28 protein-coding genes are annotated in these 25095 nt (G+C 42.4%); 21 read left to right on the forward strand and 7 right to left on the reverse strand.

What is annotated here, in order from left to right:
- Positions 1-13 precede the first annotated feature (13 nt).
- Both JZO85_RS13255 and JZO85_RS13260 read right to left on the reverse strand, forming a co-directional pair.
- Positions 14-274, reverse strand: coding sequence for a hypothetical protein (locus JZO85_RS13255; protein WP_207109024.1), 261 nt, complete (start codon positions 272-274; stop codon positions 14-16).
- Positions 261-515: a DUF5960 family protein gene (locus tag JZO85_RS13260; protein WP_207109025.1), complete on the reverse strand. Its 255-nt coding sequence runs from the start codon at positions 513-515 to the stop codon at positions 261-263. The genes JZO85_RS13255 and JZO85_RS13260 overlap by 14 nt, the downstream gene beginning before the upstream one ends.
- Before the next feature lie 599 nt (positions 516-1114).
- Between JZO85_RS13260 and JZO85_RS13265 the strand changes: the two genes are divergently transcribed.
- Positions 1115-1357 carry a hypothetical protein gene (locus JZO85_RS13265; RefSeq protein WP_207109026.1) on the forward strand — a complete coding sequence of 81 codons (243 nt, stop codon included), beginning with the start codon at positions 1115-1117 and terminating at the stop codon, positions 1355-1357.
- Positions 1358-1633: 276 nt separating this feature from the next.
- Here JZO85_RS13265 and JZO85_RS13270 read toward each other — a convergent pair whose 3' ends face one another.
- Complete coding sequence (locus tag JZO85_RS13270; RefSeq protein WP_207109027.1) at positions 1634-2005, reverse strand: hypothetical protein; 372 nt, start codon at positions 2003-2005, stop codon at positions 1634-1636.
- Positions 2006-2215: 210 nt separating this feature from the next.
- Here JZO85_RS13270 and JZO85_RS13275 point away from each other — a divergent pair, with 210 nt between their 5' ends.
- A complete protein-coding gene (locus JZO85_RS13275) occupies positions 2216-2653 on the forward strand; it encodes a universal stress protein (RefSeq protein WP_207109028.1) in 438 nt (145 codons plus the stop codon).
- Positions 2654-2679: 26 nt separating this feature from the next.
- Here the strand turns inward: JZO85_RS13275 and JZO85_RS13280 are convergent, their stop codons facing one another.
- Positions 2680-3003, reverse strand: coding sequence for a DUF960 family protein (locus tag JZO85_RS13280; RefSeq protein WP_207109029.1), 324 nt, complete (start codon positions 3001-3003; stop codon positions 2680-2682).
- Between the two features lie 190 nt (positions 3004-3193).
- Between JZO85_RS13280 and JZO85_RS13285 the strand changes: the two genes are divergently transcribed.
- Positions 3194-4090, forward strand: a complete 897-nt coding sequence (locus JZO85_RS13285) for a diacylglycerol/lipid kinase family protein (RefSeq protein WP_207109030.1) — start codon at positions 3194-3196, stop codon at positions 4088-4090.
- A 12-nt stretch (positions 4091-4102) separates the two neighbouring features.
- On the forward strand, positions 4103-4510 hold the full coding sequence (locus JZO85_RS13290) for a pyridoxamine 5'-phosphate oxidase family protein (protein ID WP_207109031.1): 408 nt from the start codon (positions 4103-4105) through the stop codon (positions 4508-4510).
- A gap of 47 nt (positions 4511-4557) precedes the next feature.
- On the opposite strand, the gene JZO85_RS13295 is transcribed toward JZO85_RS13290, so the two are convergent.
- Positions 4558-5817, reverse strand: coding sequence for an MFS transporter (locus JZO85_RS13295; RefSeq protein WP_207109032.1), 1260 nt, complete (start codon positions 5815-5817; stop codon positions 4558-4560).
- A gap of 420 nt (positions 5818-6237) precedes the next feature.
- On the opposite strand from JZO85_RS13295, the gene JZO85_RS13300 reads away from it, so the two are divergent.
- The 6 genes from JZO85_RS13300 to JZO85_RS13325 all read left to right on the forward strand — a co-directional run bounded on the left by JZO85_RS13300 (position 6238) and on the right by JZO85_RS13325 (position 11140).
- The gene (locus tag JZO85_RS13300) at positions 6238-6804 is read left to right on the forward strand and encodes a glycerol-3-phosphate responsive antiterminator (RefSeq protein ID WP_207109033.1); all 567 of its coding nucleotides are present in this window, start codon (positions 6238-6240) and stop codon (positions 6802-6804) included.
- A 203-nt stretch (positions 6805-7007) separates the two neighbouring features.
- On the forward strand, positions 7008-7784 hold the full coding sequence (locus tag JZO85_RS13305; RefSeq protein WP_242550361.1) for an SDR family oxidoreductase: 777 nt from the start codon (positions 7008-7010) through the stop codon (positions 7782-7784).
- Between the two features lie 72 nt (positions 7785-7856).
- Positions 7857-8978 (forward strand): ABC transporter ATP-binding protein, encoded by a 1122-nt coding sequence (locus JZO85_RS13310; protein ID WP_207109034.1) that lies wholly within the window; start codon positions 7857-7859, stop codon positions 8976-8978.
- Positions 8979-8989: 11 nt separating this feature from the next.
- The gene (locus JZO85_RS13315; protein ID WP_207109035.1) at positions 8990-9610 is read left to right on the forward strand and encodes an ABC transporter permease; all 621 of its coding nucleotides are present in this window, start codon (positions 8990-8992) and stop codon (positions 9608-9610) included.
- A gap of 4 nt (positions 9611-9614) precedes the next feature.
- A complete protein-coding gene (locus JZO85_RS13320; protein ID WP_207109036.1) occupies positions 9615-10523 on the forward strand; it encodes an osmoprotectant ABC transporter substrate-binding protein in 909 nt (302 codons plus the stop codon).
- On the forward strand, positions 10523-11140 hold the full coding sequence (locus tag JZO85_RS13325; RefSeq protein ID WP_207109037.1) for an ABC transporter permease: 618 nt from the start codon (positions 10523-10525) through the stop codon (positions 11138-11140). Before JZO85_RS13320 ends, JZO85_RS13325 begins: the two co-directional genes overlap by 1 nt.
- Positions 11141-11178: 38 nt before the next feature.
- On the opposite strand, the gene JZO85_RS13330 is transcribed toward JZO85_RS13325, so the two are convergent.
- Positions 11179-11892, reverse strand: a complete 714-nt coding sequence (locus tag JZO85_RS13330) for a MurR/RpiR family transcriptional regulator (RefSeq protein WP_207109038.1) — start codon at positions 11890-11892, stop codon at positions 11179-11181.
- A gap of 216 nt (positions 11893-12108) precedes the next feature.
- Between JZO85_RS13330 and JZO85_RS13335 the strand changes: the two genes are divergently transcribed.
- The 11 genes from JZO85_RS13335 (at position 12109) to ade (ending at position 24782) form a co-directional block, all read left to right on the forward strand.
- Complete coding sequence (locus JZO85_RS13335; RefSeq protein ID WP_207109039.1) at positions 12109-13596, forward strand: FAD-binding oxidoreductase; 1488 nt, start codon at positions 12109-12111, stop codon at positions 13594-13596.
- Positions 13597-13661: 65 nt separating this feature from the next.
- Positions 13662-14450, forward strand: a complete 789-nt coding sequence (locus tag JZO85_RS13340; protein WP_207109040.1) for an electron transfer flavoprotein subunit beta/FixA family protein — start codon at positions 13662-13664, stop codon at positions 14448-14450.
- On the forward strand, positions 14450-15376 hold the full coding sequence (locus tag JZO85_RS13345; protein WP_207109041.1) for an electron transfer flavoprotein subunit alpha/FixB family protein: 927 nt from the start codon (positions 14450-14452) through the stop codon (positions 15374-15376). The genes JZO85_RS13340 and JZO85_RS13345 overlap by 1 nt, the downstream gene beginning before the upstream one ends.
- A gap of 41 nt (positions 15377-15417) precedes the next feature.
- The gene (locus JZO85_RS13350; RefSeq protein ID WP_010743859.1) at positions 15418-16194 is read left to right on the forward strand and encodes an SDR family oxidoreductase; all 777 of its coding nucleotides are present in this window, start codon (positions 15418-15420) and stop codon (positions 16192-16194) included.
- A 40-nt stretch (positions 16195-16234) separates the two neighbouring features.
- The gene (locus JZO85_RS13355; RefSeq protein ID WP_207109042.1) at positions 16235-17680 is read left to right on the forward strand and encodes an FGGY-family carbohydrate kinase; all 1446 of its coding nucleotides are present in this window, start codon (positions 16235-16237) and stop codon (positions 17678-17680) included.
- 215 nt (positions 17681-17895) lie between these two features.
- Positions 17896-18582 carry a response regulator transcription factor gene (locus JZO85_RS13360; RefSeq protein WP_207109043.1) on the forward strand — a complete coding sequence of 229 codons (687 nt, stop codon included), beginning with the start codon at positions 17896-17898 and terminating at the stop codon, positions 18580-18582.
- Positions 18583-18674: 92 nt separating this feature from the next.
- On the forward strand, positions 18675-19592 hold the full coding sequence (locus JZO85_RS13365) for an ABC transporter ATP-binding protein (RefSeq protein ID WP_207109044.1): 918 nt from the start codon (positions 18675-18677) through the stop codon (positions 19590-19592).
- Entirely contained in the window at positions 19592-20347 is a 756-nt protein-coding gene (locus JZO85_RS13370; RefSeq protein ID WP_207109045.1) for an ABC transporter permease subunit, read from the forward strand. Before JZO85_RS13365 ends, JZO85_RS13370 begins: the two co-directional genes overlap by 1 nt.
- Before the next feature lie 20 nt (positions 20348-20367).
- The gene (locus JZO85_RS13375) at positions 20368-21249 is read left to right on the forward strand and encodes a sensor histidine kinase (RefSeq protein ID WP_207109046.1); all 882 of its coding nucleotides are present in this window, start codon (positions 20368-20370) and stop codon (positions 21247-21249) included.
- Positions 21250-21594: 345 nt separating this feature from the next.
- Complete coding sequence (locus JZO85_RS13380) at positions 21595-22869, forward strand: S8 family serine peptidase (protein WP_207109047.1); 1275 nt, start codon at positions 21595-21597, stop codon at positions 22867-22869.
- Between the two features lie 173 nt (positions 22870-23042).
- A complete protein-coding gene (ade, locus tag JZO85_RS13385; protein ID WP_207109048.1) occupies positions 23043-24782 on the forward strand; it encodes an adenine deaminase in 1740 nt (579 codons plus the stop codon).
- A gap of 44 nt (positions 24783-24826) precedes the next feature.
- On the opposite strand, the gene JZO85_RS13390 is transcribed toward ade, so the two are convergent.
- Complete coding sequence (locus tag JZO85_RS13390) at positions 24827-25084, reverse strand: hypothetical protein (protein WP_207109049.1); 258 nt, start codon at positions 25082-25084, stop codon at positions 24827-24829.
- Between the last annotated feature and the right edge of the window lie 11 nt (positions 25085-25095).

Consider the following 25095-nt stretch of genomic DNA (forward strand, 5'->3'; position numbering starts at 1 on the left):
TTTGTGCTGGCTTTTAGCTTGCTGTCTGATAGGTTTGGAAATCGTTCATGAGTTTGGTTTTTCCTAACACCGCATATTTAGCGATAATCAATTGTCCGCGGGCATTGCGTTTTCCGAGAACAAGAATCTTCATCCCATTTTCCACGTCTGCGAGAAAATTCAGTGAATGCGCAGCGATCAGGCAATTCGTACCTGCTAATTGGAAATAAACGAGAGGCTGTTGGGAAAATTGAACGATCTTTAGTTTTGTGACGGTTCCTTTAAGAGATTCCATCGCTTTTCCTCCTCGTATGGATACCTTTAAAAACGAGTTCATTGTCCTTCCGTTCAAACTGAAAACAAATATCTTTTTTGCGACCGGTCTTTTTGGCAGGGATAACAAAGTAATCACGATTTTCTTCATCCATCTTGGCAGTAATTTGGTTCAAAAATAATGCTAATGGCAGTGAATCCTTCACTAAGGAATCATAAGTTCGATAAAAAATTTCAACAGAATCTGGACTAATCATAGACATGGTCATCACCTCAATTTCATTATACGAACATTTGTTCGGAAAGTAAAGTAGGAAGCTGAAAAAATTATTTCTTAAAAAGATACGCAAAAAACAAAAAGAAACCTCCACTTTAATAGAGATTTCTTTCGAATCATTATTTTAAGAGAAAATAGATCGCAAGCCAAAACAGCAGACAGAAAATAATCACTATTCGATAGATGGTATATCTGGGCTGGCGATAGAGCCAAGTACAAAATTTTTTCATATAAAAAATCCTTTTATCCAGTGTTTCTAACAGAAAATCTGTTACCAACAGGAATGCTACCGTATTGAAGGGAAGAAGTAAAGTGCATGAGAGGAAAAATATACCTGTAGACGGCGGAAATTAAGAAAATATCGTGATATATAGTCTAATTAAAGCGAAAAAAATGGGTTTTCCTAAACAATTAAACGAAGAAACGTTACAGTTTGTTTATAAAGTAATGGTGATATACTGACAGAAAGTCTAGAATTAACCTGTTAATTTAATAAGAATTTTTTTGTAAAAAGAAAAAAATGTGAAATAAATCTCAAATTTGATCAAATAGTGGTATTATGATCCTCCAGAAAGGGGGTGTCATATGGAAATAAAGGATTTAGAGTATGTCATTTTGGATGAAATCGCGAATAAAAACTTTAGCAACTTAACCCACCAGTTTTTCGAAATTTCTAAAACAGAATTTGACAATAGTATCGCTGATTTAAAGAAAAACGGCTTTATTCAAGGAAATATCTTTGATAGTAACGGGTCTGTTAAAAATCCGTTTCGTTTTTTCTTCCTATCTGAAAAAGGCGAAAGCTTGCTGAGTAACACCGCAGTTTAGGAACTTACGCGTAAAACACCTCCACTTGTGAAAATACAAGCGGAGGTGTTTTAATTTGGCTGCAGGGGTGCTTTCTAGAGTAATAAAAAAAGAAGCTATTCAGCTTCTTCAATCATGAACTATTATAAGTACGTGGACGGCTGGAATCGAACCAGCACCTCTTTCTTAAATGCGGACTACTTCATTGAACGAGTAAAACACCAAGTTCATCCACGTCTATTAGTATAGCGAAGATAGAGACTATTTAAAAGAGAATCATATGTAATTAAAAAAATATTATACTTTGATTTTTTTATCATACTCCTCTGAGAATTCTCTCGCAATCATCCAGCCGTAGCTTTCAGTGATGGCTGCTGCAGTGGAGCCGTTCACGATATTACCGACAACTGGCAATTTTCCAGCCAAAAAACGAGCGGTCATTTGGCCGGCTTTTTGAGCTAAAAATTGAGTTGCCAAGGACTTTGCTGCGCCTTCTTCTAATTTGATATGAAAGACTTTGCCCAAAGCGATCACCATTGCAGTCTGGATCGGTAATAAGATCGTTGCGTCAGGAAACGGTAATTGAGCCATTCCGGCGCCAACGCCTGCCGCGGCAGTAGAAGCACTATGGATAATCAAATGGGCCTTTCTTCGTTGTTTTTTATTCATTGCAGGAACTCCTTACTCGTAGTATTTTTGGAATGTTATACTTGTCGATTGAAGAAAGTTTAGCATCTTGAAGAGGAAAGAACAATTTATCGAACCGTCTTTAAAGCAGTTTTAATCATTAGCAAAATTAAAAAAACAAGAAGAATCGTTGATTATTATTTTTCGAACGATCGCTGGAATGATAAACTAGGACTGAAAGGGGCGGTAAAAATGGTTGATGAATATAAAAATATTTTAGTTGCTGTAGATGGTTCAGAACAATCTAAAAAAGCGTTCGATGAGGCAATCAATATCGCGAAAAGAAATAAGGGCAAACTGACCTTAGTGACAGTGATCGATACGGCTAGTTTTACCGGGACAACTGGAGGAAATTCGATTCCATTAATGCAGGAAGTCCACGAAAAAGCCCAGAATATCATTACCGAGCTGGAGCAGCATCGCGTAACAGAGGAGCAAGAGGTCCATATGACCTCCCAGATCATCGCTGGAAATCCTAAACGTGAGATCATCGAGCTGGCAGAAAAATTGGGAACAGATTTGATCGTGATGGGGGCAACCGGACTAGGTGCCCTGTCCTTGTTATTCGTTGGTTCGACAACGGCTTATGTGGTGAATCAGGCACCATGCAATGTCATGGTCGTAAAATAAGGGTCTAACATAAAAAGCGTCTGACTTTAATCAGGCGCTTTTTCGTCTAGAGTCATTATCAGCTCGTAGCCGTCATCATAGACATACATGATTTTTGGAAATTCTATTTCTTCATAAGCCTCGACATAGGGTGCGGTGATTCCGTCAGAAAAGTAAGGATCACTTTGGGAGTAAACGACACTTAATGTTCGAGCTATTTTGTTTTTAAAAAAATGAAACCGCTGTGGTGAAGTGAGAGGTAATCCTTTTAAAGGGCGCATGAAAATCATATGCCAAATTTCCTGCTGCATATGCTCAGGAACGACGTCAAAAGGGACATCACTTCGTCGTGGTTTTGTCGGTTCAAACATATTTCTCAACCCTCTCTTTGTTTCATCATAGCAGGTTTTTTTTAGAAAAAAAGTAAAAGCCATCATTTTATAAAAATTTAGTTCGTTAAAACAGTTTTTTTAGGTTAAAAATGATAAAGTGAAATAGAAAAGGTTAGATAAAATAGTATTAGATATAAGCGTTTAAAGTATTTGAATGAAGGTGAGAAAGATGCGTTACGGAATATTTTTTAATCCTAATGCAGGAAGCGGGGACGCAGAAAAATTAGCAGAGAAGATGCGTGAAAAATTTGAACAGGCGGGTCATTCAGCAGAGTATTTAACAGCGCCTGACCCAGAACAAGCAATCGAAACAATAAAAAAAGCAGTCAATGAACTCGACGGGATCGTAGCGATCGGCGGGGATGGATCATTGAATATTGTTGGAACGGCTTTTCTTCAAGCCGGGAAATCTTTGCCACTAGGAATTATTCCTGGTGGGACAATCAATAATTTTGCTAAGCGCTGGCACTTGCCAATGGATGAAGAAGAGGCGATGGATGTGATTATCGCGGGACACCAACGAAAAGTAGGGATTGCAGCTTGCCAAGATCGGCAAAAAGCCGTAATCAGCTCCTTTACCTTTGGCTCCTTTGCAGATATCTCGAATGAAGTTCGCCAGAGTGAGAAACGAAAATTTGGTTTGATCGTCTATCCATTGAAGGCCATCAAACAGATCGGGAAGGATACGTCCTATCCTGTGGAGATTACAGCGGATGATTATCATGAAAAGTTAAAAGTCTGGTTTTCTTTAGCAACGACGACTCACTCAATCGGCGGGAGACCTTATGTGGATTCTGATTATGATGAATTGCATGTTAGTATTTTACACAACATGCACTTTCGAAAATTACTTGAACTCATACGATTTATTTTTACAGGACGTCTAAAAGATTCTGATACCGTCACTTATCTGGAGACCAACAAATTAGCGTTAAAGCCATTGACGGACAAGAAAATTTATTCTCGGATCGATGGTGACAAGGGACCTGCATTGCCTTTAACAGTGGAATTTTTGGCAGATTTTATGCCGCTATATGTACCAGAACACCAAAAAAATGAGAGATAGGGGGTTTTCGAATTGGATAAAAACATGGAAACGCTGCTAGCCAGAGCTGACACCTTTACATTGATTACGATTGATCATCGCGGTTTTCCACATGCGATCGCTGTATCACCGCCGCTTGAACGAAATGGTTTTTATTATTTCAAGTTTTATATCAACGGTGATGGCCGAACAGCCGAAAATATTCAACAAAATCGTTCCGGCAGTCTGTTTTGTTTTGATAAAGAAAAGCATGAGAGCATCGCTTTGAAGGGGTATCTGTTTGCGGAAGAACTGGTTGAATATAAGAAGTTGGCTGCACAGCTGAATGAATTTCAAAAAGAGTTGAATTATGAGCATCCAATGATTGCTGTTTTTGAGACCTTGAGTGTGAAGCATTATGAGAATATGCATGGTGAGTTTTTAGATGTGCCAGAAAAATAAAAAAAGGTTTCATCCCTTTAAACCTGAAGGGATGAAACCTTTTTTGTTTAATCGACTTTAGCAGAGGCAACACTTGCCGCTTTGTCTTTTTTGATGATGGCAGTGAGAACCAGAGAGAAAATGATACAACCCACACCCATTGCGATCGCATACATGAACATCATGTTGAAGCCCGCTTTACCTGGATTTGAATCTAGCCAGCCGCCAATCATAGTGTACATGAAAACATCTGGCAAGTAGCCCAGACATGAAACAATCCCGGATACACGACCAGTCATTTCAACTGGGAATCCTGCATCATCAATGATTGCGAAGTATTGGCTGCGGACTACGTAAATAAGGAACAATCCAAAGATAAAGTTTGCGATAACTGCTGACAGTAAGCCGGCACTTTCCGGCAATACTAGGAACCCAGCGAAGCAAAGTGTTAATAAGCCAGCACCGCCGATGATAATCCGGATACGTGACCCTAATTTATCGGCAATGATCCCACCGATGATCCCGCCGGCTGCTTGTACTAAATAACGTATTCCTCCTAGTGTAGTTCCGCCTGCAACAGACAAACCGTAGACATTGATTGCGTAAGTATTGATGTAGCCTAAGATACCGTAAATACTGTAAGCAAAGAATACAATGGCAACTAATACCCATGTACGGGGCATTTTTAACGTCTTGAACATTCCGATCGCTACTTTAGAGATCGGTTCGGTATGTGATTCTGCTGCTGTATCTTCAATAACAAACCAGTTTAAAATACCAATAATAATAACAGTAATTGCACAAACACGAATAGCCCAAGTAGTTCCTAAGACTTCGTTTGAAAAACGACTATAGACAGCAGTCATACCGAATACCAGTAACGCGTTCAACAGTCCCCGCAGACCTTCCTGCCAACCGAATAACCGACCTTGTTCTGAACTGTCGCCCAACATCCGAGTAGCTTTGATAGCCGCGGACCAATAGGTGATGATGGTGGAAATCCCCATCAAGACGAAAATCAGCCGTGCGATCTGGAAGCTTGGAAAAGTTGAGAACCAAAAGCCTAAGACACCTGTCACCAAAAATGAAAAGGTCAGCAACTTACGAGCTGAAAATTTGTCGGCTACGATTCCGCCAATAAAGTACGAAAAGGTCGCCATGGTAGCGTAGCCTGACGAAAGCATCCCCATTTGTGCGTTGGTCAGATTCATCGCTTTTTGGATCGGCACATAAAACGTCTCCCGAATGTAAGGAAGCTGAAAGATAATTCCAGCGCCGGCCGACAGTAGCAACAACGTTCCCCATTTTTTTACTGCTTGCTTGTTCATATAACACCCTCCTGATTGTGAATTCTTTTACAAAAAAACAAAAAAGAAGCAACGCTTAAGTAAGCGTTACTTCTCTCTGGTCTCCAGTAACACCCAAAGTATAGAAGCATATGAAAACGATGTCAACATCTTTTTCCATGCAAAAATTTTTTTAATGCAAAGAAACGCCACTTGAAAGTCAAATAAAACCTTGGTATTTCAACGTTTTTAATCGGATGAAATTTCTTTTTGCTGATTGACGAAAAACTGGTTTTCCCTTAGACTGAGAAAATACTAGTTTTTCAAATGAAGCTGCATCGTGAAATCGCAGAAAAATATTAAGAAAAAGGGGCAGATGTTCCTGGGGTTTCTCATGTAAGTCTTTGTGAGGTATGCTAGAATGAAAGCGTATTAAATTACTTAGTAGGGATAAGGATAAAAATGAAAAGAAAAATTATTCAGATGATGGAGGACAATCCGCTGATTGCCGCTATCAACAGCAAGCGCAGTTTTGAGAAGGCCTTGACCTGCGAAAGTGATATCATTTTCGTCTTGTATGGCGATGTTTGCAGTATCGTGGATATCGTCGATCGTTTAAAGGAAGCGGGCAAGATCGTGATGGTAGATGTGGATCTGATCGATGGATTGGCAACGAAGGAAACAGCAGTTGATTATTTGAAGCGAGCGACTAAAGCAGATGGCATTATCAGCTCAAAATCAATTCTGCTGCGGGCGGCAAATGCCAGAGGGTTATTTACCATCCATCGCTTCTTCCTAATCGACTCAAAGTCCTTTCATAATTTGCCGAAGCAATTGGGAACATCAAAAGCAGACGTGGTGGAGGTTTTACCTGGGGCGATGCCAAAGGTTTTATCTTGGGTACAGGATGTTGTCGACGTTCCGATTGTGGCCAGCGGACTCGTTTGCGATAAGGAATTAGTCATGACAGCATTACAGGCAGGGGCGGTAGCCATTTCAACGACAAACATGGATGTTTGGGAAATATAAACTAAAAAACGGTAGTTGATGCTAAGAGGACAGAGAAAAGCGGACACCAGCTTATTTGGTGTTCGCTTTTTTTGCGGTTTTCGAAAAATGAATACACCGTAAAGTGCGAGCGGTGTCTTCAATCCACGTTTCAACAAAACGACAAGTACTACAAAGAATGGAACTATTTCTAGCATGAAGCTTATATCAATGGGGGGATACAAATGGAAATCACAGAATTCAGTATGGATCTTTTTTCACTAGCCGGAAAAACTGCGATCGTGACCGGAGGAAATACCGGTATTGGTCGCGCATTTTCATTAGCCTTGGCAAGAAGCGGGGCGAACATTCTTGTTCCAAGCTTGATCGATGATGATGGAACAACGCAGAAAATTATCGAAGAGATCGGCTCCTGTTATGTCTTCATGGAGGTTGATTTAACCGAAGAAGGGGTGCCGCAGCAGGTGGTGGAACATTGTGTTGACGTGTTCGGGACGGTAGATGTGCTGGTGAATTGTGCTGGGATGCATCTTTCAGCAGATGTTCTTCCCTTCGACCGCTCAAAATGGGACCCGATGATCCAATTAAATTTGACCGCTGCTTTTGACATGTCTCATGAAGCAGCAAAGGTCATGATTCCGCAAAAAAGCGGCAAAATCATCAATATCTGTTCACTGGCTTCTTTTCTGGGTGGGCAGCAATCGCCGGCAAATGCGGCAGCCAAACATGGGTTGGTTGGTTTAACTAAAGCGTATTGTGACGAGTTAGCCATGTATGGTATTCAAGTAAATGGGATCGCCCCCGGTTATTTGGCGACAGACATGACAAAAAGCGATCAGGAAAATACAGCGGCTAATCAAAGCGTTCTGGCTCATGTTCCAGCTGGCTATTGGGGAGAGGAAGCAGATTTAATGGGAGCCGTGGTCTATTTAGCAAGCCCGGCCTCAAATTTTGTGAATGGTCATATTTTATCAGTCGACGGCGGCTATTTAGTAAGGTAATCAGATAATTTTGTTCGTCGTGGCAAGGACAGTCTGTCACGACAATTACATAAAAATGGAGGGATCATTGGTATGATCGAGTTTGAACAGGTAGAAAAGAGGTACGGTGAGAAGGCGATCGCAGTCCATCCTTTTGATTTAACGATTGAAGACAATCAATTCATTTGTGTGATCGGCACGAGTGGGAGCGGGAAGACCACCTTGGTGCGGATGATCAATCGGATGATTGAACCTTCTGAGGGCAGCATCAAGATCAACGGGCAAGATGTTACCAAGTTGAATGAGGATGAGCTGCGGAGAAAAATCGGCTACGTTATCCAAAATATCGGTCTATTTCCCCATATGACAATCAGAGAAAATATTATGATCGTGCCTAAGCTTTTGAAGTGGAGCGAGGAAAAAAAGTCAGGGATCGCCGAACGGCTGATTCAGCGTGTCGATCTGCCTTTGGAATATTTAGAGCGCAAGCCTAAAAATCTTTCTGGGGGTCAACAGCAGCGCATCGGAGTGATTCGAGCACTTGCAGCCAGTCAGGACATCATTTTGATGGATGAGCCGTTTGGTGCGTTGGACCCGATTACCCGGGATGCCTTGCAGGAAATGATTAAAGGACTGCAGCAGGAGATGAAAAAGACGATCGTTTTTGTCACCCATGACATGGACGAGGCGATCAAGCTGGCAGATAAAATCATTATCATGGATCATGGCGAGATTGTTCAATACGACACAGTCGAAACGATTTTGGCACATCCCGCCAACGACTTTGTTGAAGAATTAATTGGAAAACGCAAACGCAACAGCTATTACAATAACGAAATGACGGTGTCTGATTTGATGGTGGGGCGCGTCGAAGCCATCTCAATAAGCAAATCGATTACTGACGCGATTCGTCAAATGTCAGAGAAAAAGGTCGATACTTTGTTAGTAGTGGATGATCAAAACTGCTTGAAGGGCTTTGTCGATATCAATTTTATTGAACGAAATATGTCCAAATTGAAACCAACTACTTCTGTTTTCGATGTGATGGGGACGGATACGGCGAGTGTCAATCAAAATGACCGAGTCGCTGATGTGATCGAACCGCTGATCAACCATGTCTTCAAATATTTGCCGGTGGTGGATGATGACAATCATCTGGTGGGCATCGTGACCCGCTCATCATTGGTGTCGCTCGTACAGGAACAATGGCAATAGGAGGTGATGACATGAATTTTTGGACTGAATACGGGAATGAGATTTTATTGAAGTTTTGGGAGCATTTCTATTTGTCCTTTTTAGCGATTTTTCTTGGCATCCTTGTAGCGGTTCCTTTAGGTGCACTTTTGACTCGCGTAGAAAAAGGCTCGGAAACGGTGATCAAAGTGGTTGGCGTCTTTCAAACGATCCCATCGCTGGCGCTGCTATCGATCATGATTCCTTTCTTTGGAATTGGAAAGGTTCCAGCAGTGATCGCCCTCTTTTTATATTCGCTGCTGCCGATTTTAAGAAATACCTATGTTGGTATCAAATCAGTAGATGGGACCTATTTAGATGCGGCTAAGGGAATGGGCATGTCGCAAATGCAGCGGCTGCTGCAGATTGAATTGCCACTGGCAATGGGTGTCATCATGGCAGGCATTCGGGTATCTACCGTCTACGTGATTTCTTGGACGACTCTGGCTTCGTATATTGGTGCCGGCGGCTTAGGCGATTTCATTTTTAACGGACTGAATTTGTATCGGCTGGATCTTGTTATGATGGGAACCATTCCGATTACATTGCTGGCGCTGCTTTCGGATGCACTGTTGAAGCGTTCAGAATTAAAATTAACGATGGATAGAGGGTGAGTCGATGAAAAAGCGAATGTTTCTAGCCGCGGCGACGCTCCTGCTTTTCGGAAGCTTCATCATGGGGAATTTTTCTAACAAGGACGATACGATCACAGTGGCTGGCGGAGTAACTTCCGAATCTCAGATTTTAGGGAACATCGTGGTGGAGCTGCTGCAGCATGCCACTGATAAAAATATTGTCTATCTGAATAACCTGGGTTCGGCTAACTTGATGCATGAGGCCATGGTGCGGGGAGACTTAGATATAGCGCCGACACGTTATACAGGAACGGATTTAATTGGCACTTTGGGACTGCCGACAGAAAAGGATCCTGCGAAGGCATTAAAAATCGTCCAAAGGGAATTTGATCAACGCTTTGGTTTTGATTGGTTTCCAAGCTACGGCTTTTCTAATCAATTTACTTTTATGGTCACTCAGGAAACCGCGCAAAAATATGGCTTGAAAAAAGTAAGCGATCTGAAAAAACACGCAGGGAAAATGCGCTTGGGTTCTGACCAGACATGGTATAAACGTGAAGGGGATGGCTATAAGGGCTATACCGAAGCGTATGACACAAAATTTCAACGGGTATATCCGATGCAGGTGGGGTTGCTGTATGATGCGCTGGTTTCGAAGGAATTAGACGTGATCTTGGGGTATTCAACTGATGGACGAGTAGGCAGCTATGATCTTGTAATGCTGGAGGATGATTTGAAATTCTTCCCGCCGTACACTGCGAGCGTCGTTGTTTCGGGAGATACCTTGAAAAAATATCCAGAATTGAAACCAATTTTATTGAAATTGCAGGATACGATCGATACGGAAACGATGCAGCAATTGAACTATGAGTCGGACAATGAATTGTTAGAGCCGAAAATCATTGCTCAGCGCTTTTTGGAAAAGCATAATTTTTTTGAGGAGGGAAGCTGATGATTGATAATCTGATGCAATACTTAAGTGAAAACTCTTCGTACTTGATTACACAATTTGGTGTGCATGTCTATATCTCGGTGATTGGTGTTGTATTGACCTTCTTGATTGGATTTCCATTGGGAATCGTATTGTCTGAGCGGCAAAAGCTTTCTGATATCGTGATCGGAATTATCAATGTGATTCAAACGATCCCTTCGATCGCGATGCTGACCGTCCTTTTGATTTTGATGGGATTGGGGCAAAATACAGTCGTTGCGACAGTGGTTCTCTATTCTTTGCTGCCGATCGTTAAAAATACCTATGTTGGGCTGATCAATGTCGATCCGATGTATGTCGATAGTGCCAAAGGAATCGGCATGAATCGTTATCAGATTCTCTATATGATCAAAATCCCGCTGGCGCTGCCGGTGATTTTAGCTGGTGTGCGAAATGCACTGGTAATTTCAGTGGGTATCACGACAATTGGTTCGTTTGTAGGGGCTGGTGGAGTCGGCGATGTGATCTTGCGGGGAATCGCGATCACTGACGGCGGTCCGATTATTATTGTTGGTGCCGTTTTGTGTGCCTTTATTGCGATGATGATGGATTGGCTGTTTGATTGGATCATGAAATAGCTGATTGATCGTGAAAAATGAAGAAGACCTCTGCGATTTTATTCGCGGAGGTCTTCTTGCATTAGTTTACGGATAACTTCTTCGATGTACATCAACAGGATTGTCCGCGTTTTTTCATGGGATTTCAAGTGCTCGTCTTGGTGTGATTTTGTCAAAAAGATGATTTCACTGGCATCCAGAGATAGGTTTGTGTTCAGCTCCTCCATTACCAGCAGGGATTTTGCTTGATGCTTTTTGGCTTCCTCGAACAGCGGATCGAAGTTGGCGAACTTCCCAGCAACTGAAAAGATCAGCAGCAGGGAGTCTTTTGTCAGAAGGTCAGGAATCAGGGAAGGCTGACTTACACGAATGACATTTTTGTTTAAGGTGAAGTTCAGCTTGTATTCAAAGTATTCCATGCAAAAGCTTGTCGGGCCATACCCAAAAAGCAAAATTTTTTCTGACTGCTGGATCAGGTCAGCTAAATAATCAACGGTTGATTCATCAAAATTTTCAATGAACTCTTTGATGCGGGCAAACTCACTGTTCAACTTTTTTTGCTTGACTAATTCTTTGCCTGTCAAAAAGCGGGAGTATTCCTTATAGCCGGAAAAGCCCATTTTTTTGACCAGCTTTGAGACCTTTGAGGGAGAGACCTCTGTCAGCTTCGCGGCTTCAGTGATTGTTAAGCTTGGATTTTCTTGGCTTTCCTTCAACAAGCGATTATGGATGGTTATTTCTAAATCGTTTAAACGATCCAATTGTATTTTCATAGGACTGCCTCCTTATTTTCAGTATTTTATCTTGAATTCAGAATAGCATAGCCAGAATCTAAAAAGCAAACATATTATGGAAAATTTTCCATAAAGGGTAAAAAAGATGGAATAAAATAGAAAATTTAATCAAATTTTAATGTAAAACGAGAATGAACCCTTTATACTGAACTCAGGAAAAGCGCTTTCGAAAAAAAGATGAATGGAGTTAATGGAATGAATTCTGAAACATTGGTGAAAGAAGCAATCATTAAGGACGTGAAAAAGATCGTCTCTGAGGAGCAGGTAGTAACAGATCATGCAACATTATATGATGCTGCCTCTGACCGCTATCGTAAATATATGAAAGCTAAAGGGGTTCTAGACAATCCGCTGCCGACTGCAGTCGTTTATCCCGACAATGCAGAAGAAGTTAAAGAACTGTTGATGTATTGTAACGAAAATGACATCAACGTTATTCCTCGAAGTGGTCAGACCGCAACTGAAGGCGGTTTGGAAAACTGGAAAGATTTGGCATTAGTGATCGACGGTTCTCATATGAACAAGATTTTGAAAATCGATCCTTACAACATGCAGGCAACTGTTCAAGCAGGGGTTCCTTTACAGGCTTTAGAAGATGAGCTTAGAAAAATCGGCTATACCACAGGTCATTCGCCGCAATCAAAACCGATCGCACAATACGGCGGCTTGGTCGCGACTCGTTCAATCGGACAATTTTCAACTTTATACGGCGGCATCGAGGATATGGTGGTAGGGCTTGAATGCGTCTTCCCAAATGGTCATATCTCTCGTATCAAAAATATCTCTCGCCGTGCAGGCGGTCCTGATATTCGCCACATTGTGATTGGAAATGAAGGAACGCTTTGCTATATCACAGAAGTCACAGTGAAAATCTTTAAATATTATCCAGATAATAATAAATTCTTTGGTTATCTAGTGAATGATGTAGAAGATGGAGTGAAGATTCTTCGCGAAGTAATGGTAAACGGCTATCGTCCATCGGTTGCCCGGACCTATTCACCAGAGGATGCGCGCCAGCACTTCTATCATTTCTACGAAGGCAAATGTGTCTTGATTTTCATGGCGGAAGGCCCGGAAGGAATCGTTGAAGCAACAGGCAAGGGAATCGAAGAAGCGGTCGAGAAATTTAAAGAAGGTATCGTGAAGCAAGTAGATTCTCAATTAATTGAAAACTGGTTTAACCAATTAAACTGGACACAGCAAACGATTGATGACGAAATTCAAGGCATGATTGATAATGACAAGCACGATGGCTATACAACAGAAGTTTCTGCAGACTGGGAAACCATCACAAAAATTTATAACAACGTCATTGACAGAATTCGCAACGAGTTTCCTCGTGCCGAGGATTTAACTATGCTGGGTGGTCATTCTTCTCACAGCTACTTAAACGGAACGAACATGTACTTCGTCTACAACTACGACATCAATTGTGAGCCAGAAGATGAAATGAAGATCTATCATCATCCGATCCAAGCGATCATTGTAGAAGAAACGCTGAAATTAGGCGGATCGATGTGTCACCATCACGGAATTGGGAAATATCGTAACGAATGGACCAAAGAAGAGCACCAATCAGCCTATTACATGCTGGAAAGCTTGAAAGAAGTCTTTGATCCGAAGGGTGTTATGAGCTTCGGAAATATCTATCCAGTTCAAGAAGGCTTGAAGTATCAAAAATAATTATCTGATTCCTTCAAGGGCGAACACTCGTCCTTGAAGGGAGTGAAGTGATAGGAAGGGCAAGTATGAAAATCATTTGCTTAGTCAAATACGTTCCAGATACGGAAAAATTTGAATATGATTATGAAACAGACAAGATCAATCGTGAAGCTTCTCGTCTGATTCTAAATCCAGATGATAGGAATGCGGCGGCTTTCGCCATGAGGTATAAAAAGCAGAACCCTGCTGCTTATGTCGAAGTCGTTACTATGGGACCGATGAAGCTGGAAGAGCCGATGAAGGATTTTGTCCGACTGGGTGCGGATCACGCGACATTGATCAGTGATCGCCGTTTTGCCGGCAGTGATTCGTTGGCAACGAGTCGAATTTTATCCAGCTATCTTTCCTCCCAGAACTATGATTTGCTGCTTACCGGTACCCATACTTTAGATGGCGGAACCGGCCATGTTGGACCGCAGATCGCAGAAACGATGGGAATCAATCAATTTTCGAATATTGTCGCGATCAAAGAAGCAACGCCGGAGTATTCGATCGTTGAGGCATTGCAAGAGGAAAAAATGTATCGCCTGAAAATCGATAATCCCAGCGTATTGAGTGTCACTCATCAAATGAATTTGCGTCTAGGATTTGTAAGGTATGAAAATATCGGGAGAAATGTGGATGACCAATTTACCTTGGTAACGAATGAGGAGCTGCAGTTACCAGCGGAACAAATTGGCGGCAAGGGCTCACCAACCAAGGTGAAAAAAAATGTCGTTGTAAAAAGAGAACAGGTGGAACACAAAGTGGTGAAGGTCGACGATGAAGGCATCGACGAAGTGGTTCATTTTCTAAAAGAAAAGGGGTACTTGTAATGTTTAAAGGACTCATTCTGATAGATAACGATCAAATCGATTATTCATTAGATTTGATGGATGTAGTCAATCGTTTAGCTGGCGAAGAAGAGACCTTCGTTTATGGTTTAGGGATCAATTTGACTGAAAAAGTAAAAGGACTTGATGCAGTGATCAATGTTGAGGCTCCGGCGATCCATTCAAAGGACAGTCGCGTATTAACAGATATCATTGAACAGGTTCACAGGAAGTATCAGTTTGACAGTATAATCATTCTAGCAACAGAGTTTGGGCGAATGGTGGCGCCACGATTAGCGATGCGGCTTGAGGTAGGATTAGTGGCTGATATTACGGATATTCACGTCGACAAACGCGGCAAGAAACTGGTACGTCCGGCTTTTTCAGGCAATATTATGGCAAGTATCGTGTGCGAATCATCACCAATCATGGCCAGTGTCCATCCGAATGTCTTTCATGGGGAGCATCTGACTAAAGAACCAGAGTATATTGATTTTATTCCAGAAGAATTGAAAGCGTCATCAATTGAAGTGTTGGAGATCGTGGAGAGTGAACAAAACGGTGTCGATATTCGTGAGGCAGAGGTGATCGTTTCGGCGGGCGGCGGTTTTACGCAGCCGATTGAGCAATTGCAGGATTTGGCGGATGAGCTGAAGGGTGTTGTAGCAGTATCGAAGCAGCTGGTTGATCGAAAAAAAGCACCTAGGGAGATTCAGGTAGGGCAATCAGGTAAAACAGTCAGTCCTGATCTTTATCTGGCACTAGGAATTTACGGATCGACTCAACATATCGAAGGATTAAAAAATGTAAAAGAGGTCATTTCGGTGAATACAGATCTTGGTGCACCGATGAATTATTTAGCTAGTATCGTCGTCCATGGCGATGCGGCAGAATTTGCAAGGAAGCTGAGCAGCAAACTTAAGGAATAGCCCAAGACGGGTAAAAAAATAAAAGAAAAGAAGGTAGAAAAATGGAAATCAAAGACTTTAAAATGGATATGTTTCACATCAAAGGCAAAAACGCGATCGTAACAGGCGGGAATACTGGCTTAGGACAAGCTTTTTCATTGGCTTTAGCAGAAGCAGGAGCGAATATTTTCATGCCGTCGATCATGCCTGATGATCCAGAATTTAACGCAGTTTTAGCAGAACGCGGAGCAAAAACGGCTTATATGGAAGCGGACATCACAAAAGATGGCGTATGCCAGGAAGTGGTAGAAAAATGTGTCGCTGAATTTGGTTCGGTTGATATTTTAGTAAACTGTGCAGGCATTTGCCCATGTGATGATGTAGTGAGCTATGGCCGCGATAAATGGGATCCAACAATCAACATCAATCTAACTGCAGCCTTTGATATGAGTCACGAAGCCGCAAAAGTAATGATCCCTCAAAAGAGCGGGAAAATCATCAACATTTGTTCTATGTTCTCTTTCTTGGGCGGACAATGGGCACCCGCTTATGCAGCGTCTAAGCATGGCTTGGCTGGGTTAACGAAAGCGTACTGTGATGAGTTAGCGCAATACAATATTCAAGTGAACGGAATCGCACCAGGATACTTCAAGACCCATGCAGCAAAAGCATCCATTGAAGACCCAGAACGCAGCAAATGGATCGTTGATCATACACCAGAAGGACGTTGGGGCGATGTAGCAGATTTGATGGGAGCAACAGCCTTCTTAGCATCAGAAGCGTCACACTTTGTTAACGGACATATCTTGGCAGTCGACGGTGGATTCTTAGTCCGTTAGTTCGCCTATTATTATAGAAGAAAAATATCAAGGAGAGACTATGGAGAAGAAATATATTGTCGGGATTGACGGCGGAAGCCAAAGTACGAAAATCGTCATTTTTGATCTAGAAGGAAATATTGTAGGCGAGGGCAAAGAGGCGTTGCGTCCGATGCATTTAGGCGAGGATGTCGTCGTGGAACACCCAGGTGATGATTTGTGGGATTCGCTATGCGTTGCAGCGAATAAAGCGATGGATGAGTTTGGCGTACGTAAAGAAAATATCGTAGGGATCGGGCTGGGATTTATCCGCTGCTGCCGTGTGCTATTGAAAAAGGACGGTACATTGGCTCAGCCGGTAATCAGCTGGATGGACAAGCGGACCTCAACACCTTATGTTCATGATAATCCGGATGTTCAATATGTGACATCGACCAGCGGGTATATCACTCATCGATTAACGGGTGAGTTCAAAGATAATATTGGCAACAACTTTGGTCAATGGCCGGTTGATTATGAGTCATGGGACTGGTCGACTAATGAGGAAGTGCTAAAGCAATACAACTTACCAGAAGACATGTTGTTTGAAGCAGTCAAGCCTGGCGAACAGCTGGGGACCATTACGAAAGAAGCAAGCGAAAAGACTGGATTTCCTGAAGGGCTGCCGGTGTTCGCGACGACCAGTGATAAAGCGGTTGAAGCGTTAGGTGCAGGCCTGATCCAGGATACGAGCGCTGTCGTTTCTTTAGGAACGTATATTTGCAGTATGATGATGGGCAAGCAAATGCCGCCTAGCGATGCTGTGAATTATTGGGGAATCCTGTCATCGATGCCTGGTCGTTATATCTATGAAGGCTATGGGATTCGCCGCGGGATGTGGACTGTTTCTTGGTTCAAAGATCTTTTGGGCGAAAAAATCAGTATTCGTTCTAACTACCAAGGGATTAGTGAAGAGGAATATTTAAATGAGCAAGCGGCTAATATTCCAGCCGGAAGTGATGGCTTGATGACGAAATTGGATTGGTTAGCCAATCCTTGGGAACCATTTAAGCGCGGCGTAATGATCGGCTTTAATGCTCATCATGATTATCGTTATCTCTATCGTTCGATTCTGGAAGGAATCGCTTATACGATGAAAAATAATGTCACGAAAATGACGGATGAAATGGGGCACCCAATCGATGAGGTTATCGTTACCGGTGGGGGTTCCAATAGTGACCTGTTGATGCAGATTTTTGCGGATGTCTTTAATTTGCCAATCAAGAGAAACGTTGTCAACGGAAGTGCCAGTGTCGGAGCTGCAATCAACGCTGCAGTTGGTTTAGGGATTTATGAATCGTATGAAGAGGCCGTTGAAAAAATGGTTAAAGTGAAAGATGTCTTCACACCAGAGCCAGAAAACGTGGCAATCTATCAACGGTTGAATGAAGAAGTTTATCAAAGCTTGACAGACTACACTGACGAGGTCCTAAAAAAGACGCACAATATATTGCATCCAGAAGGATAATTAAAGCATTATTGATAGTAGGAAGTCGCTCCAGACTTAAATGGAGCGGCTTTTTTAGTGTAATTTTTCGTTTTTTTCGAAAAATGTACGCCTTAAAATGAACTAGCTTCGGTCAGCAGGATCTCGACATTGGATAGGCAGATAATTGATACTTGTATATAATAGAAGTAATGAGAAGAAACATGGCCGATCTGCTAAAGAAAAGAGGGACTTGCATGAAAGTATTGATCATTGATGACGATCCAGCGATATGTTCGATGTTAAAAAAGGTGATGGAAAAAAATAGCTGGGAATGTATAGTTGCCTATGATGGACTTGCGGGGATCGATTATTTAGAAAAAGAGTCCTTTGACTTGGTTTTTCTGGATCTGAACTTGCCGTATAAAAGCGGCGATTCCGTCTTAGTGAAGCTGCGGACGTTTTCGGATGTGCCGGTGATCATTATTTCAGCTAAAGAGCTGGTGACTACCAAAGTCGATCTGCTGAAAATCGGTGCTGATGATTATGTGACGAAGCCTTTTGATATTGATGAGCTGACAGCACGAGCGGAGGCAGTACTAAGAAGAAATACCCCGATCAAAAAGGAAACTTTCGCAGAATTGCGGCATGGACAGCTAACTCTGAACCGCGAGGAGCGCAGAGCCGTTTTGAATCAGCAGGAGTTGCAATTAACTAGTACCGAGTTTGAAATACTAGCATTATTAATGCTGCATCCAAATAAGGTTTTTTCAAAGCAAAATATTTTTGAAAGCGTTTGGCAGGATCTATACCGCGATGATGGTCATACGATCAATGTGCATGTCAGTTCGTTGCGAACCAAGCTTGCGGCTATTGCTCCAGAAAGTGAATACATTGAAACAGTGTGGGGCGTGGGCTACCGATTAGGCAGACTGGAATCTTGATAGATTCTTGACAATTTCACTGAGCCTTTCTTGACACCTCATAACTAAAATGAACGATAGAAACAAATCATTTAGCAAAGGATAGACAGCTTATGTCAGAAATTGTCTTAAAAACAACCAGAATCACCAAAAGTTTTGGCGGGGTGAAGGTCCTAAAGGATGTCTCTATCGCACTTGAGGGTGGCAAAATCTATGGCTTCATTGGCTTGAACGGTGCTGGAAAAACGACCTTGATGAATATCTTGATGGCTCTGATCAAGAGTGATTCGGGAAAGGTCATGCTATTTAATCAATCAAGTGAAAAAGGTTTGTGCCAGAGTCGCAAACGAATCGGCAGTATGATCGAGGCACCAGCGATCTATCCGGAGATGAGCGCCTATGAGAATATCAATATGGTGCGTCTTTCACGGGGACTGCCCAACAAAGAATTGATCGATCGGTCATTAGAGGCGGTGGGACTGGCTGATACCGGTAAAAAGAAGGCTAAGAATTTTTCATTTGGGATGAAGCAGCGTTTAGGGATCGCCCAGGCCTTAGTCAGCGAACCAGATATCCTGATCTTGGATGAGCCAAACAACGGCTTAGATCCAGTGAGTATCGTTGAGCTCAGAGAAATGCTGTTACGAATCAATCGTGAAAAAAAGGTAACGATGCTGATCAGCAGTCATATTTTAGAAGAGCTTCATCAGCTAGTGACTGATTACATCATTATTAATGAAGGGAAAATCATTGAAGCAATCAGTCAAAAAGAACTCCACGAACGCTGCCGACGCCATATCGCAATGAAAGTGAATGACCCTTCATCGGCAGTGGTGATGATCGAGAAATATTTAGCGACCACCAATTATCGAGTTATGCCGGATCATTCTATCAAGCTCTATGATTACGTCGATGATTTGAATCGTGTGCTGACGTGTTTAGTTGCTCATAATATTGAGATCCATTCGCTGACGATTGCCGAAGAAAGTTTAGAAGATTACTTTGTGCAGAGAGTCAGGGGGGATCAGTGATGATTAATTTAGTTAATGTTGAATACCGCAGATTGTTCAAGCTTTGGTCCGTTCCGCTGCTGATTTTATTGGCTGTTTTTTTTTCTTACACGGTTCTCGACAAGGTGCTGACTGGTGATATTCTGCCAGGCTCATTTTTGCAAAGTGGACAAGCGACCTTTGCCAACAGCTTTTCCGTTAGCTTAACAATTTTCGGACCAGTCATTTTAGCAGGGTTTTTCTTAGGTTCGGATTTCACTAATCGGACCCTTCATCAGCAGGTTGCCAACGGGCACAGCCGCCGGAGTATTGTTTTTGCGAAAACAATCGTTTATAGCAGCTTTTCAGCTTTTCTATTGTTGCTTACACCACTTTTAACTACAGTGGTTGTTTCAATCGTCAATGGTTGGGGTGGTCCGTTTCATGTGGATGATCTGCTTTATATCCTGCGGGTGGTTGTACTTGTAACTGTTTTGAATGTGTCGGTGGTGAGTATTTTTATCCTGATCTCTTTTGTTTGCAGAGACATTCCGAAAACATTGATTATGGGCGCGTTATTTACGTTAGTAGTGATCGAGTTGGGCGGTTGGTTTGCAGATAGAATGACTCAACTTGGCGATATTTATAAGTATTTCCCATTGCAGCAAATGACTGTTGTTGCACAGGTTCATTTGTCTGCTAACCAATTGGGGAAGGCGCTGCTGTCGGCGCTCATCCTCTGGCTCGTCTCAATTGGCGCGTCAGTGTTCCTTTTTGAACGACAAGATTTACGATAAATAGTGAAAGAGGCGAGGAAATGAAATTGTTGCTGATAATTGTATTGCTCCTTCTTTTCATCCTCCTCTTTTTCATCTTGCTGACACAGCGTGAGATCAGCAAACTGAATCAACGGATTAAAGAGATTGATTCAGAAAGCAATCAATTGGTTGAAATCAATCTATTCAATCCGATGATCGATCAATTAACGGAAACCATCAATCAGCAGATTATGGAGCAGCGCATGGAGCGAATCGATACAGTGAAACGTGAACAGGAGTTGAAGGAGACAATCTCTGAGATTTCCCATGATTTGCGGACACCACTGACAGCGATGATCGGTTATTTGCAGCTTTTAGAAAGAGAGAACCTCTCATTAGAGCAGCAGGAATCTATCCAAATCCTATTAGATAAATCTCTTGCTATGAAATCATTAACCCAAGCCTTCTTCGAACTATCCTATTATGAATCAAAAACAGTAGAGCCTGAACTGCAGCAAATCAATTTGAGTCGGCTTTTAATCAATGAAGTGCTGAAGGAAGCAGCGACCTTTGAGCAGCGAGCAATTGAGCCGGAACTGGAAATTCAAGAAGAGTGCCTGATCATTTCAGATGAGAAATTGCTGACGCGGATCCTTCAAAATGTGATTGCGAATGCGCTGCAGCATGGGAAAGACCAACTGCGAATCCAGCTAACACAGCAGGACCAGACCGTTCTATCATTTACAAATAAGTACGAAAATGATGCACAGATTGACCCAGAACGAATTTTTCAGCGTTTTTATGTCGGCAGCAATACTAGAAATGGTCATGGGTTAGGCTTAGCCATCGTGGAATTATTGAGTAAAAAATTAAGTATCAAGGTTGCCGCGGAAGTGAGCGACACGGATTTCACAATTCGAATAATCTTTCCTAGAAAGTAGTTTCCTCTGATTATCGGAGGAGCTATTTTTTTGTATCTCAAATTAAACTTGATGGTTTCTTGATAAATCCTTGATGGTAGATTGAGGAGGTTTTCCTAAAATGATTGTAGGAAAAAGAGTAGGAGGAAACATTATGTGGGAGAAGTTCAAAACAGTCGTTTGCATTTTTATGACCGTCCCTGTTGGCTTTTTTTTGGCGGCAGTATTCTCGTACTATAAAGTCCGCCAATTGATTGCCGTGCCGTGCGGAAGGGGCTTCACTTGAAAACGTCAAGAAAGCCTCGGCAGAGTTTAAAACAGAGGATTAATGACCAGTAATAAAAAAATTGAACAGGAGGGAAAAAAATGAAAAGAATGAAAAAAATCAGTTTGATTGTTCTAGCCGGTTTAGCAGCGTTATTCGTGATCGTCGCCATCTATATTCTTTGGATTCAACCGATCGATAGCCGTACAAAAGGAACAGAGGTTGGCATCGCTAGAAAGACAACTGCGGATACAAAAAAAGTCGTAAAGATGAAAAAAATAGCCCAACCGAATACAAATTTTTCCAGTTTTCCTCAGCTAGACCTGCGTTCAAAGGATTTATCGAAGCTCGATCTGACTCATCAGCAAGAGAAGCTGGATTATGCCATTTTTGATTCCGCTACGAAATGGCCCAAAAAATTACCAGCCGGTTTTGATTCAGAAGCGTGTTTAGCATTTGGAAAAAATCCTGGTCTGCATGTTCGTGATCTTCATCAAGCCGGCATCACAGGCAAAGGTGTCTCGATTGGGATCATTGATCATACCTTGTTCACCGAGCATGAACAATATGCCGATCGCTTGAAGCACTACGAAGAAATCCATCTTTTATCAAAAACACCCGAAATGCACGGAGCCGCGGTTGCCTCCTTAGCATTAGGAAAAACGACGGGTGTTGCCCCAGAAGCACACTTGTATTACATTGCTGCGGGACTTTCTAATAACCTAGGCGCGATGATGCTGAATAAAGCAAATAATGATTCTGCTGGGAATATGTCGTCAAAGGGGTTTACTTATAAATACTATGCACAAGCAATTGAACGTTTTCTTGAGTTGAATCAGACATTGCCGGAAAAGGAAAAAATCCGTGTCATTTCTATTTCTCGAGGCTTCAATAAAAAGGATGATGGTTACGATTTATTTCAAAGGGCTCTAAAAAAAGCTAAAGAACAACAGGTTTTAGTCGTTACTGCGTCGTTAGATAAAGAATATGGAATTGGATTGGCAGGGTTGGGAAGAAAAATGATGGCTGATCCTGATGAGCTGGGGTCATACTCAGTCGGTTCTTGGATCAAAGAAGAGGCTGCGAGCTATCAAGAATGTCTTTTTCTGCCGATGGATGGCCGAACCTATGCGGGTGTCTATGGCAGGGACAACTATCAATATGATACAAGTGGCGGTATCAGTTGGACCGTGCCCTATCTTGCGGGACTGTATGCATTAGCTTATCAGGTAAATCCTGCGATAACACCTGAAGTATTTTTGACTCAAGCAGTTGCAACATCGAATGCGCAAACGGTAGAAAATAAGGGGAAACCATTTAGAATCAAGCAGATTATTGACCCAGAACAATTGATTTACACTATTAAAAATGAATAGGATTAGGGCTGGGAGAATACACCTTCTCAGCCCTAATTTTTTACCGCTTTTTACTTTCTGACAAAAAATCCTCTTTTTATGTGAGCATTATTTCAAATAATCCACTGAATGCTAGTGAATCAAGCGATAAACCCTGCTATAATAGAAAAAATATTTAAAAAGGGGCGAGGGAAGTGGACAAAGCAACATTAAAACGATTAATTGATGCAGCAGCGGGACGTGTTCCGGCTGATTTAGTGTTAAAGAATGCCAATGTGATCGATGTATATCAGGGGGAAACGATCCATGGCGATCTAGCTATCGTGGATGGAACGATTGCCGGCATCAGCGGAGAATATCAAGGAAAAGAAACGATTGATTTGAAGGGGAAATTTGTAGCGCCGGGATTTATCGATCCTCATATCCACGTGGAGTCTTCTTATGTAACACCAGAAGAGTTTGGCCGGCTGCTGGTGCCACACGGAACGACGACTGTGTTGGCTGATCCTCATGAGATCGTCAATGTCCTGGGTCTGCCCGGTTTGGACTATATGGCAGAGGCCGCAAAAGAAACAGCGTTAGATATCCGTTATATGATGCCTTCTTGTGTGCCGGCAACTAACATGGAAAACGCCGGGGCAGTCGTGGAAGCTGCGGATATGCTTCCAGCCTTCGAGAAGAAGCAGGTCGATGGACTGGCTGAATTCATGAATTTTCCTGGTGTGATCCACGCTGAGGACGCGGTGTTGGACAAGTTGCTGGCCGCAAAAGAACGCAACCTGCGGATCGATGGACACTCGCCAATGGTCTTCAATGAGGCATTGAATGCTTATGCGGCGGCAGGGATCGCCAACGATCATGAATGCTCGACCGTCCAGGAATTGAAGGATCGGATCGCTCGCGGCATGTACGTCTTTTTACGAGAAGGCTCGGTCACTCAAAACTTGCGGACTCTGTTGAAGGGCGTGACGGCGAAGAACTATCAGCGCTGTGTGTTATCGGCGGATGATTTGCAGGCCAAAACGATCTTGGAAAAAGGACATTTGGATAATAGTATTCGTATTTGTATCGAAGAAGGAGTCTCACCCATTCAAGCGATCCAAATGGCGACCATCAATGCGGCTCAGTGCTGTCAGTTGAAGGATCGCGGAGCTGTTGCTCCTGGCCTGAGAGCGGATTTGGTGATTTTCTCTGATCTATCACAGATAGAGATCGAAGCGACGTATATCGCAGGGAAATTGATGGCCGAAAAGGGAAACTATCTTCCAGCAATCAAACGTGTTTCAACGGAAAAAGTGCAATCAAGCGTGCACATCGACAAGTTCCATAAAGAGCAATTAGTGCTTAACCTGATCAGTCAAAAAGCACGTGCGGTTGAAGTGGTCCCGCAGGAGGCCTTGACGAACGAAGCAATCGTGTCAGTTCAAAGAGATGAGCAAGGAAACTTCATTTTTGATCCGCAGCAGGATGTGACCAAAATCGCGGTGATTGAGCGTCATCACAATACAGGCAATGTGTTTGTCGGATTATTGAAGGACTATGGCTTGAAAAAAGGCGCGATCGGTTTATCGATCGCTCATGATTCTCATAACCTGATCGTCACTGGAACAAATGACGAAGACATGGCGGCAGCTGTCCAAGCCTTAAAGGAACAAGAGGGCGGTGTGGTATTAGTTGAAGCAGGAGAGGTCATCGGAAGCATGGCTTTGCCAATCGCGGGATTGATGAGTGATCTTACGGGAGAAGAGGTCGCGACTCAAGAAGCGGAGATCAATCGTTTGGCTCATCAGAAATTAGGTGTTTCAGAGCAGGTCGATCCAATCATGACCCTAGGCTTTATGTCTTTAGCGGTCATTCCTAATTTGAAAATCACTGATATTGGATTGGTGGATGTCACAAAATTTGAGGTTGTGCCGGTATCAGTGGAGGAATAAGAAAAAGTTAGGGAAAAGACCCAGAAATGGATCTTTTCCCTAACTTATTTTTTTGCTTTAAAAAAGGCAGGTAGAAAAAGAAAAAAGGAAAGAATCATTACACTGGCTCCAACTGTCAGTAATAGTTTTGGCAGTCCCAACTGAGAAGCGCTGGCAAAATTACCAAAGACATTTGATAAAATGATTACCAGACTGACAAGCAAGGTCGCAATAATCGCTTTTCCTCGTGCTCCGCGTTTTTCAAAATAAGTAATTAGTAAATAAAGTCCCCAACCCAACAAAGTAATTGTAATAGTATCCATTTTTTCAACTC

The sequence above is a fragment of the Candidatus Enterococcus murrayae genome, assembly GCF_017315985.1.
Lineage (GTDB): Bacteria > Bacillota > Bacilli > Lactobacillales > Enterococcaceae > Enterococcus_A > Enterococcus_A murrayae.

Coding starts and splice junctions, on each gene's coding strand:
- JZO85_RS13255 (WP_207109024.1), bottom strand. CDS start 274: ATGGAATCTCTTAAAGGAACCGTCACAAAACTAAAGATCGTTCAATTT.
- JZO85_RS13260 (WP_207109025.1), bottom strand. CDS start 515: ATGTCTATGATTAGTCCAGATTCTGTTGAAATTTTTTATCGAACTTAT.
- JZO85_RS13265 (WP_207109026.1), top strand. CDS start 1,115: ATGGAAATAAAGGATTTAGAGTATGTCATTTTGGATGAAATCGCGAAT.
- JZO85_RS13270 (WP_207109027.1), bottom strand. CDS start 2,005: ATGAATAAAAAACAACGAAGAAAGGCCCATTTGATTATCCATAGTGCT.
- JZO85_RS13275 (WP_207109028.1), top strand. CDS start 2,216: ATGGTTGATGAATATAAAAATATTTTAGTTGCTGTAGATGGTTCAGAA.
- JZO85_RS13280 (WP_207109029.1), bottom strand. CDS start 3,003: ATGTTTGAACCGACAAAACCACGACGAAGTGATGTCCCTTTTGACGTC.
- JZO85_RS13285 (WP_207109030.1), top strand. CDS start 3,194: ATGCGTTACGGAATATTTTTTAATCCTAATGCAGGAAGCGGGGACGCA.
- JZO85_RS13295 (WP_207109032.1), bottom strand. CDS start 5,817: ATGAACAAGCAAGCAGTAAAAAAATGGGGAACGTTGTTGCTACTGTCG.
- JZO85_RS13300 (WP_207109033.1), top strand. CDS start 6,238: ATGAAAAGAAAAATTATTCAGATGATGGAGGACAATCCGCTGATTGCC.
- JZO85_RS13305 (WP_242550361.1), top strand. CDS start 7,008: ATGGAAATCACAGAATTCAGTATGGATCTTTTTTCACTAGCCGGAAAA.
- JZO85_RS13310 (WP_207109034.1), top strand. CDS start 7,857: ATGATCGAGTTTGAACAGGTAGAAAAGAGGTACGGTGAGAAGGCGATC.
- JZO85_RS13315 (WP_207109035.1), top strand. CDS start 8,990: ATGAATTTTTGGACTGAATACGGGAATGAGATTTTATTGAAGTTTTGG.
- JZO85_RS13320 (WP_207109036.1), top strand. CDS start 9,615: ATGAAAAAGCGAATGTTTCTAGCCGCGGCGACGCTCCTGCTTTTCGGA.
- JZO85_RS13325 (WP_207109037.1), top strand. CDS start 10,523: ATGATTGATAATCTGATGCAATACTTAAGTGAAAACTCTTCGTACTTG.
- JZO85_RS13330 (WP_207109038.1), bottom strand. CDS start 11,892: ATGAAAATACAATTGGATCGTTTAAACGATTTAGAAATAACCATCCAT.
- JZO85_RS13335 (WP_207109039.1), top strand. CDS start 12,109: ATGAATTCTGAAACATTGGTGAAAGAAGCAATCATTAAGGACGTGAAA.
- JZO85_RS13340 (WP_207109040.1), top strand. CDS start 13,662: ATGAAAATCATTTGCTTAGTCAAATACGTTCCAGATACGGAAAAATTT.
- JZO85_RS13345 (WP_207109041.1), top strand. CDS start 14,450: ATGTTTAAAGGACTCATTCTGATAGATAACGATCAAATCGATTATTCA.
- JZO85_RS13350 (WP_010743859.1), top strand. CDS start 15,418: ATGGAAATCAAAGACTTTAAAATGGATATGTTTCACATCAAAGGCAAA.
- JZO85_RS13355 (WP_207109042.1), top strand. CDS start 16,235: ATGGAGAAGAAATATATTGTCGGGATTGACGGCGGAAGCCAAAGTACG.
- JZO85_RS13360 (WP_207109043.1), top strand. CDS start 17,896: ATGAAAGTATTGATCATTGATGACGATCCAGCGATATGTTCGATGTTA.
- JZO85_RS13365 (WP_207109044.1), top strand. CDS start 18,675: ATGTCAGAAATTGTCTTAAAAACAACCAGAATCACCAAAAGTTTTGGC.
- JZO85_RS13370 (WP_207109045.1), top strand. CDS start 19,592: ATGATTAATTTAGTTAATGTTGAATACCGCAGATTGTTCAAGCTTTGG.
- JZO85_RS13375 (WP_207109046.1), top strand. CDS start 20,368: ATGAAATTGTTGCTGATAATTGTATTGCTCCTTCTTTTCATCCTCCTC.
- JZO85_RS13380 (WP_207109047.1), top strand. CDS start 21,595: ATGAAAAGAATGAAAAAAATCAGTTTGATTGTTCTAGCCGGTTTAGCA.
- JZO85_RS13390 (WP_207109049.1), bottom strand. CDS start 25,084: ATGGATACTATTACAATTACTTTGTTGGGTTGGGGACTTTATTTACTA.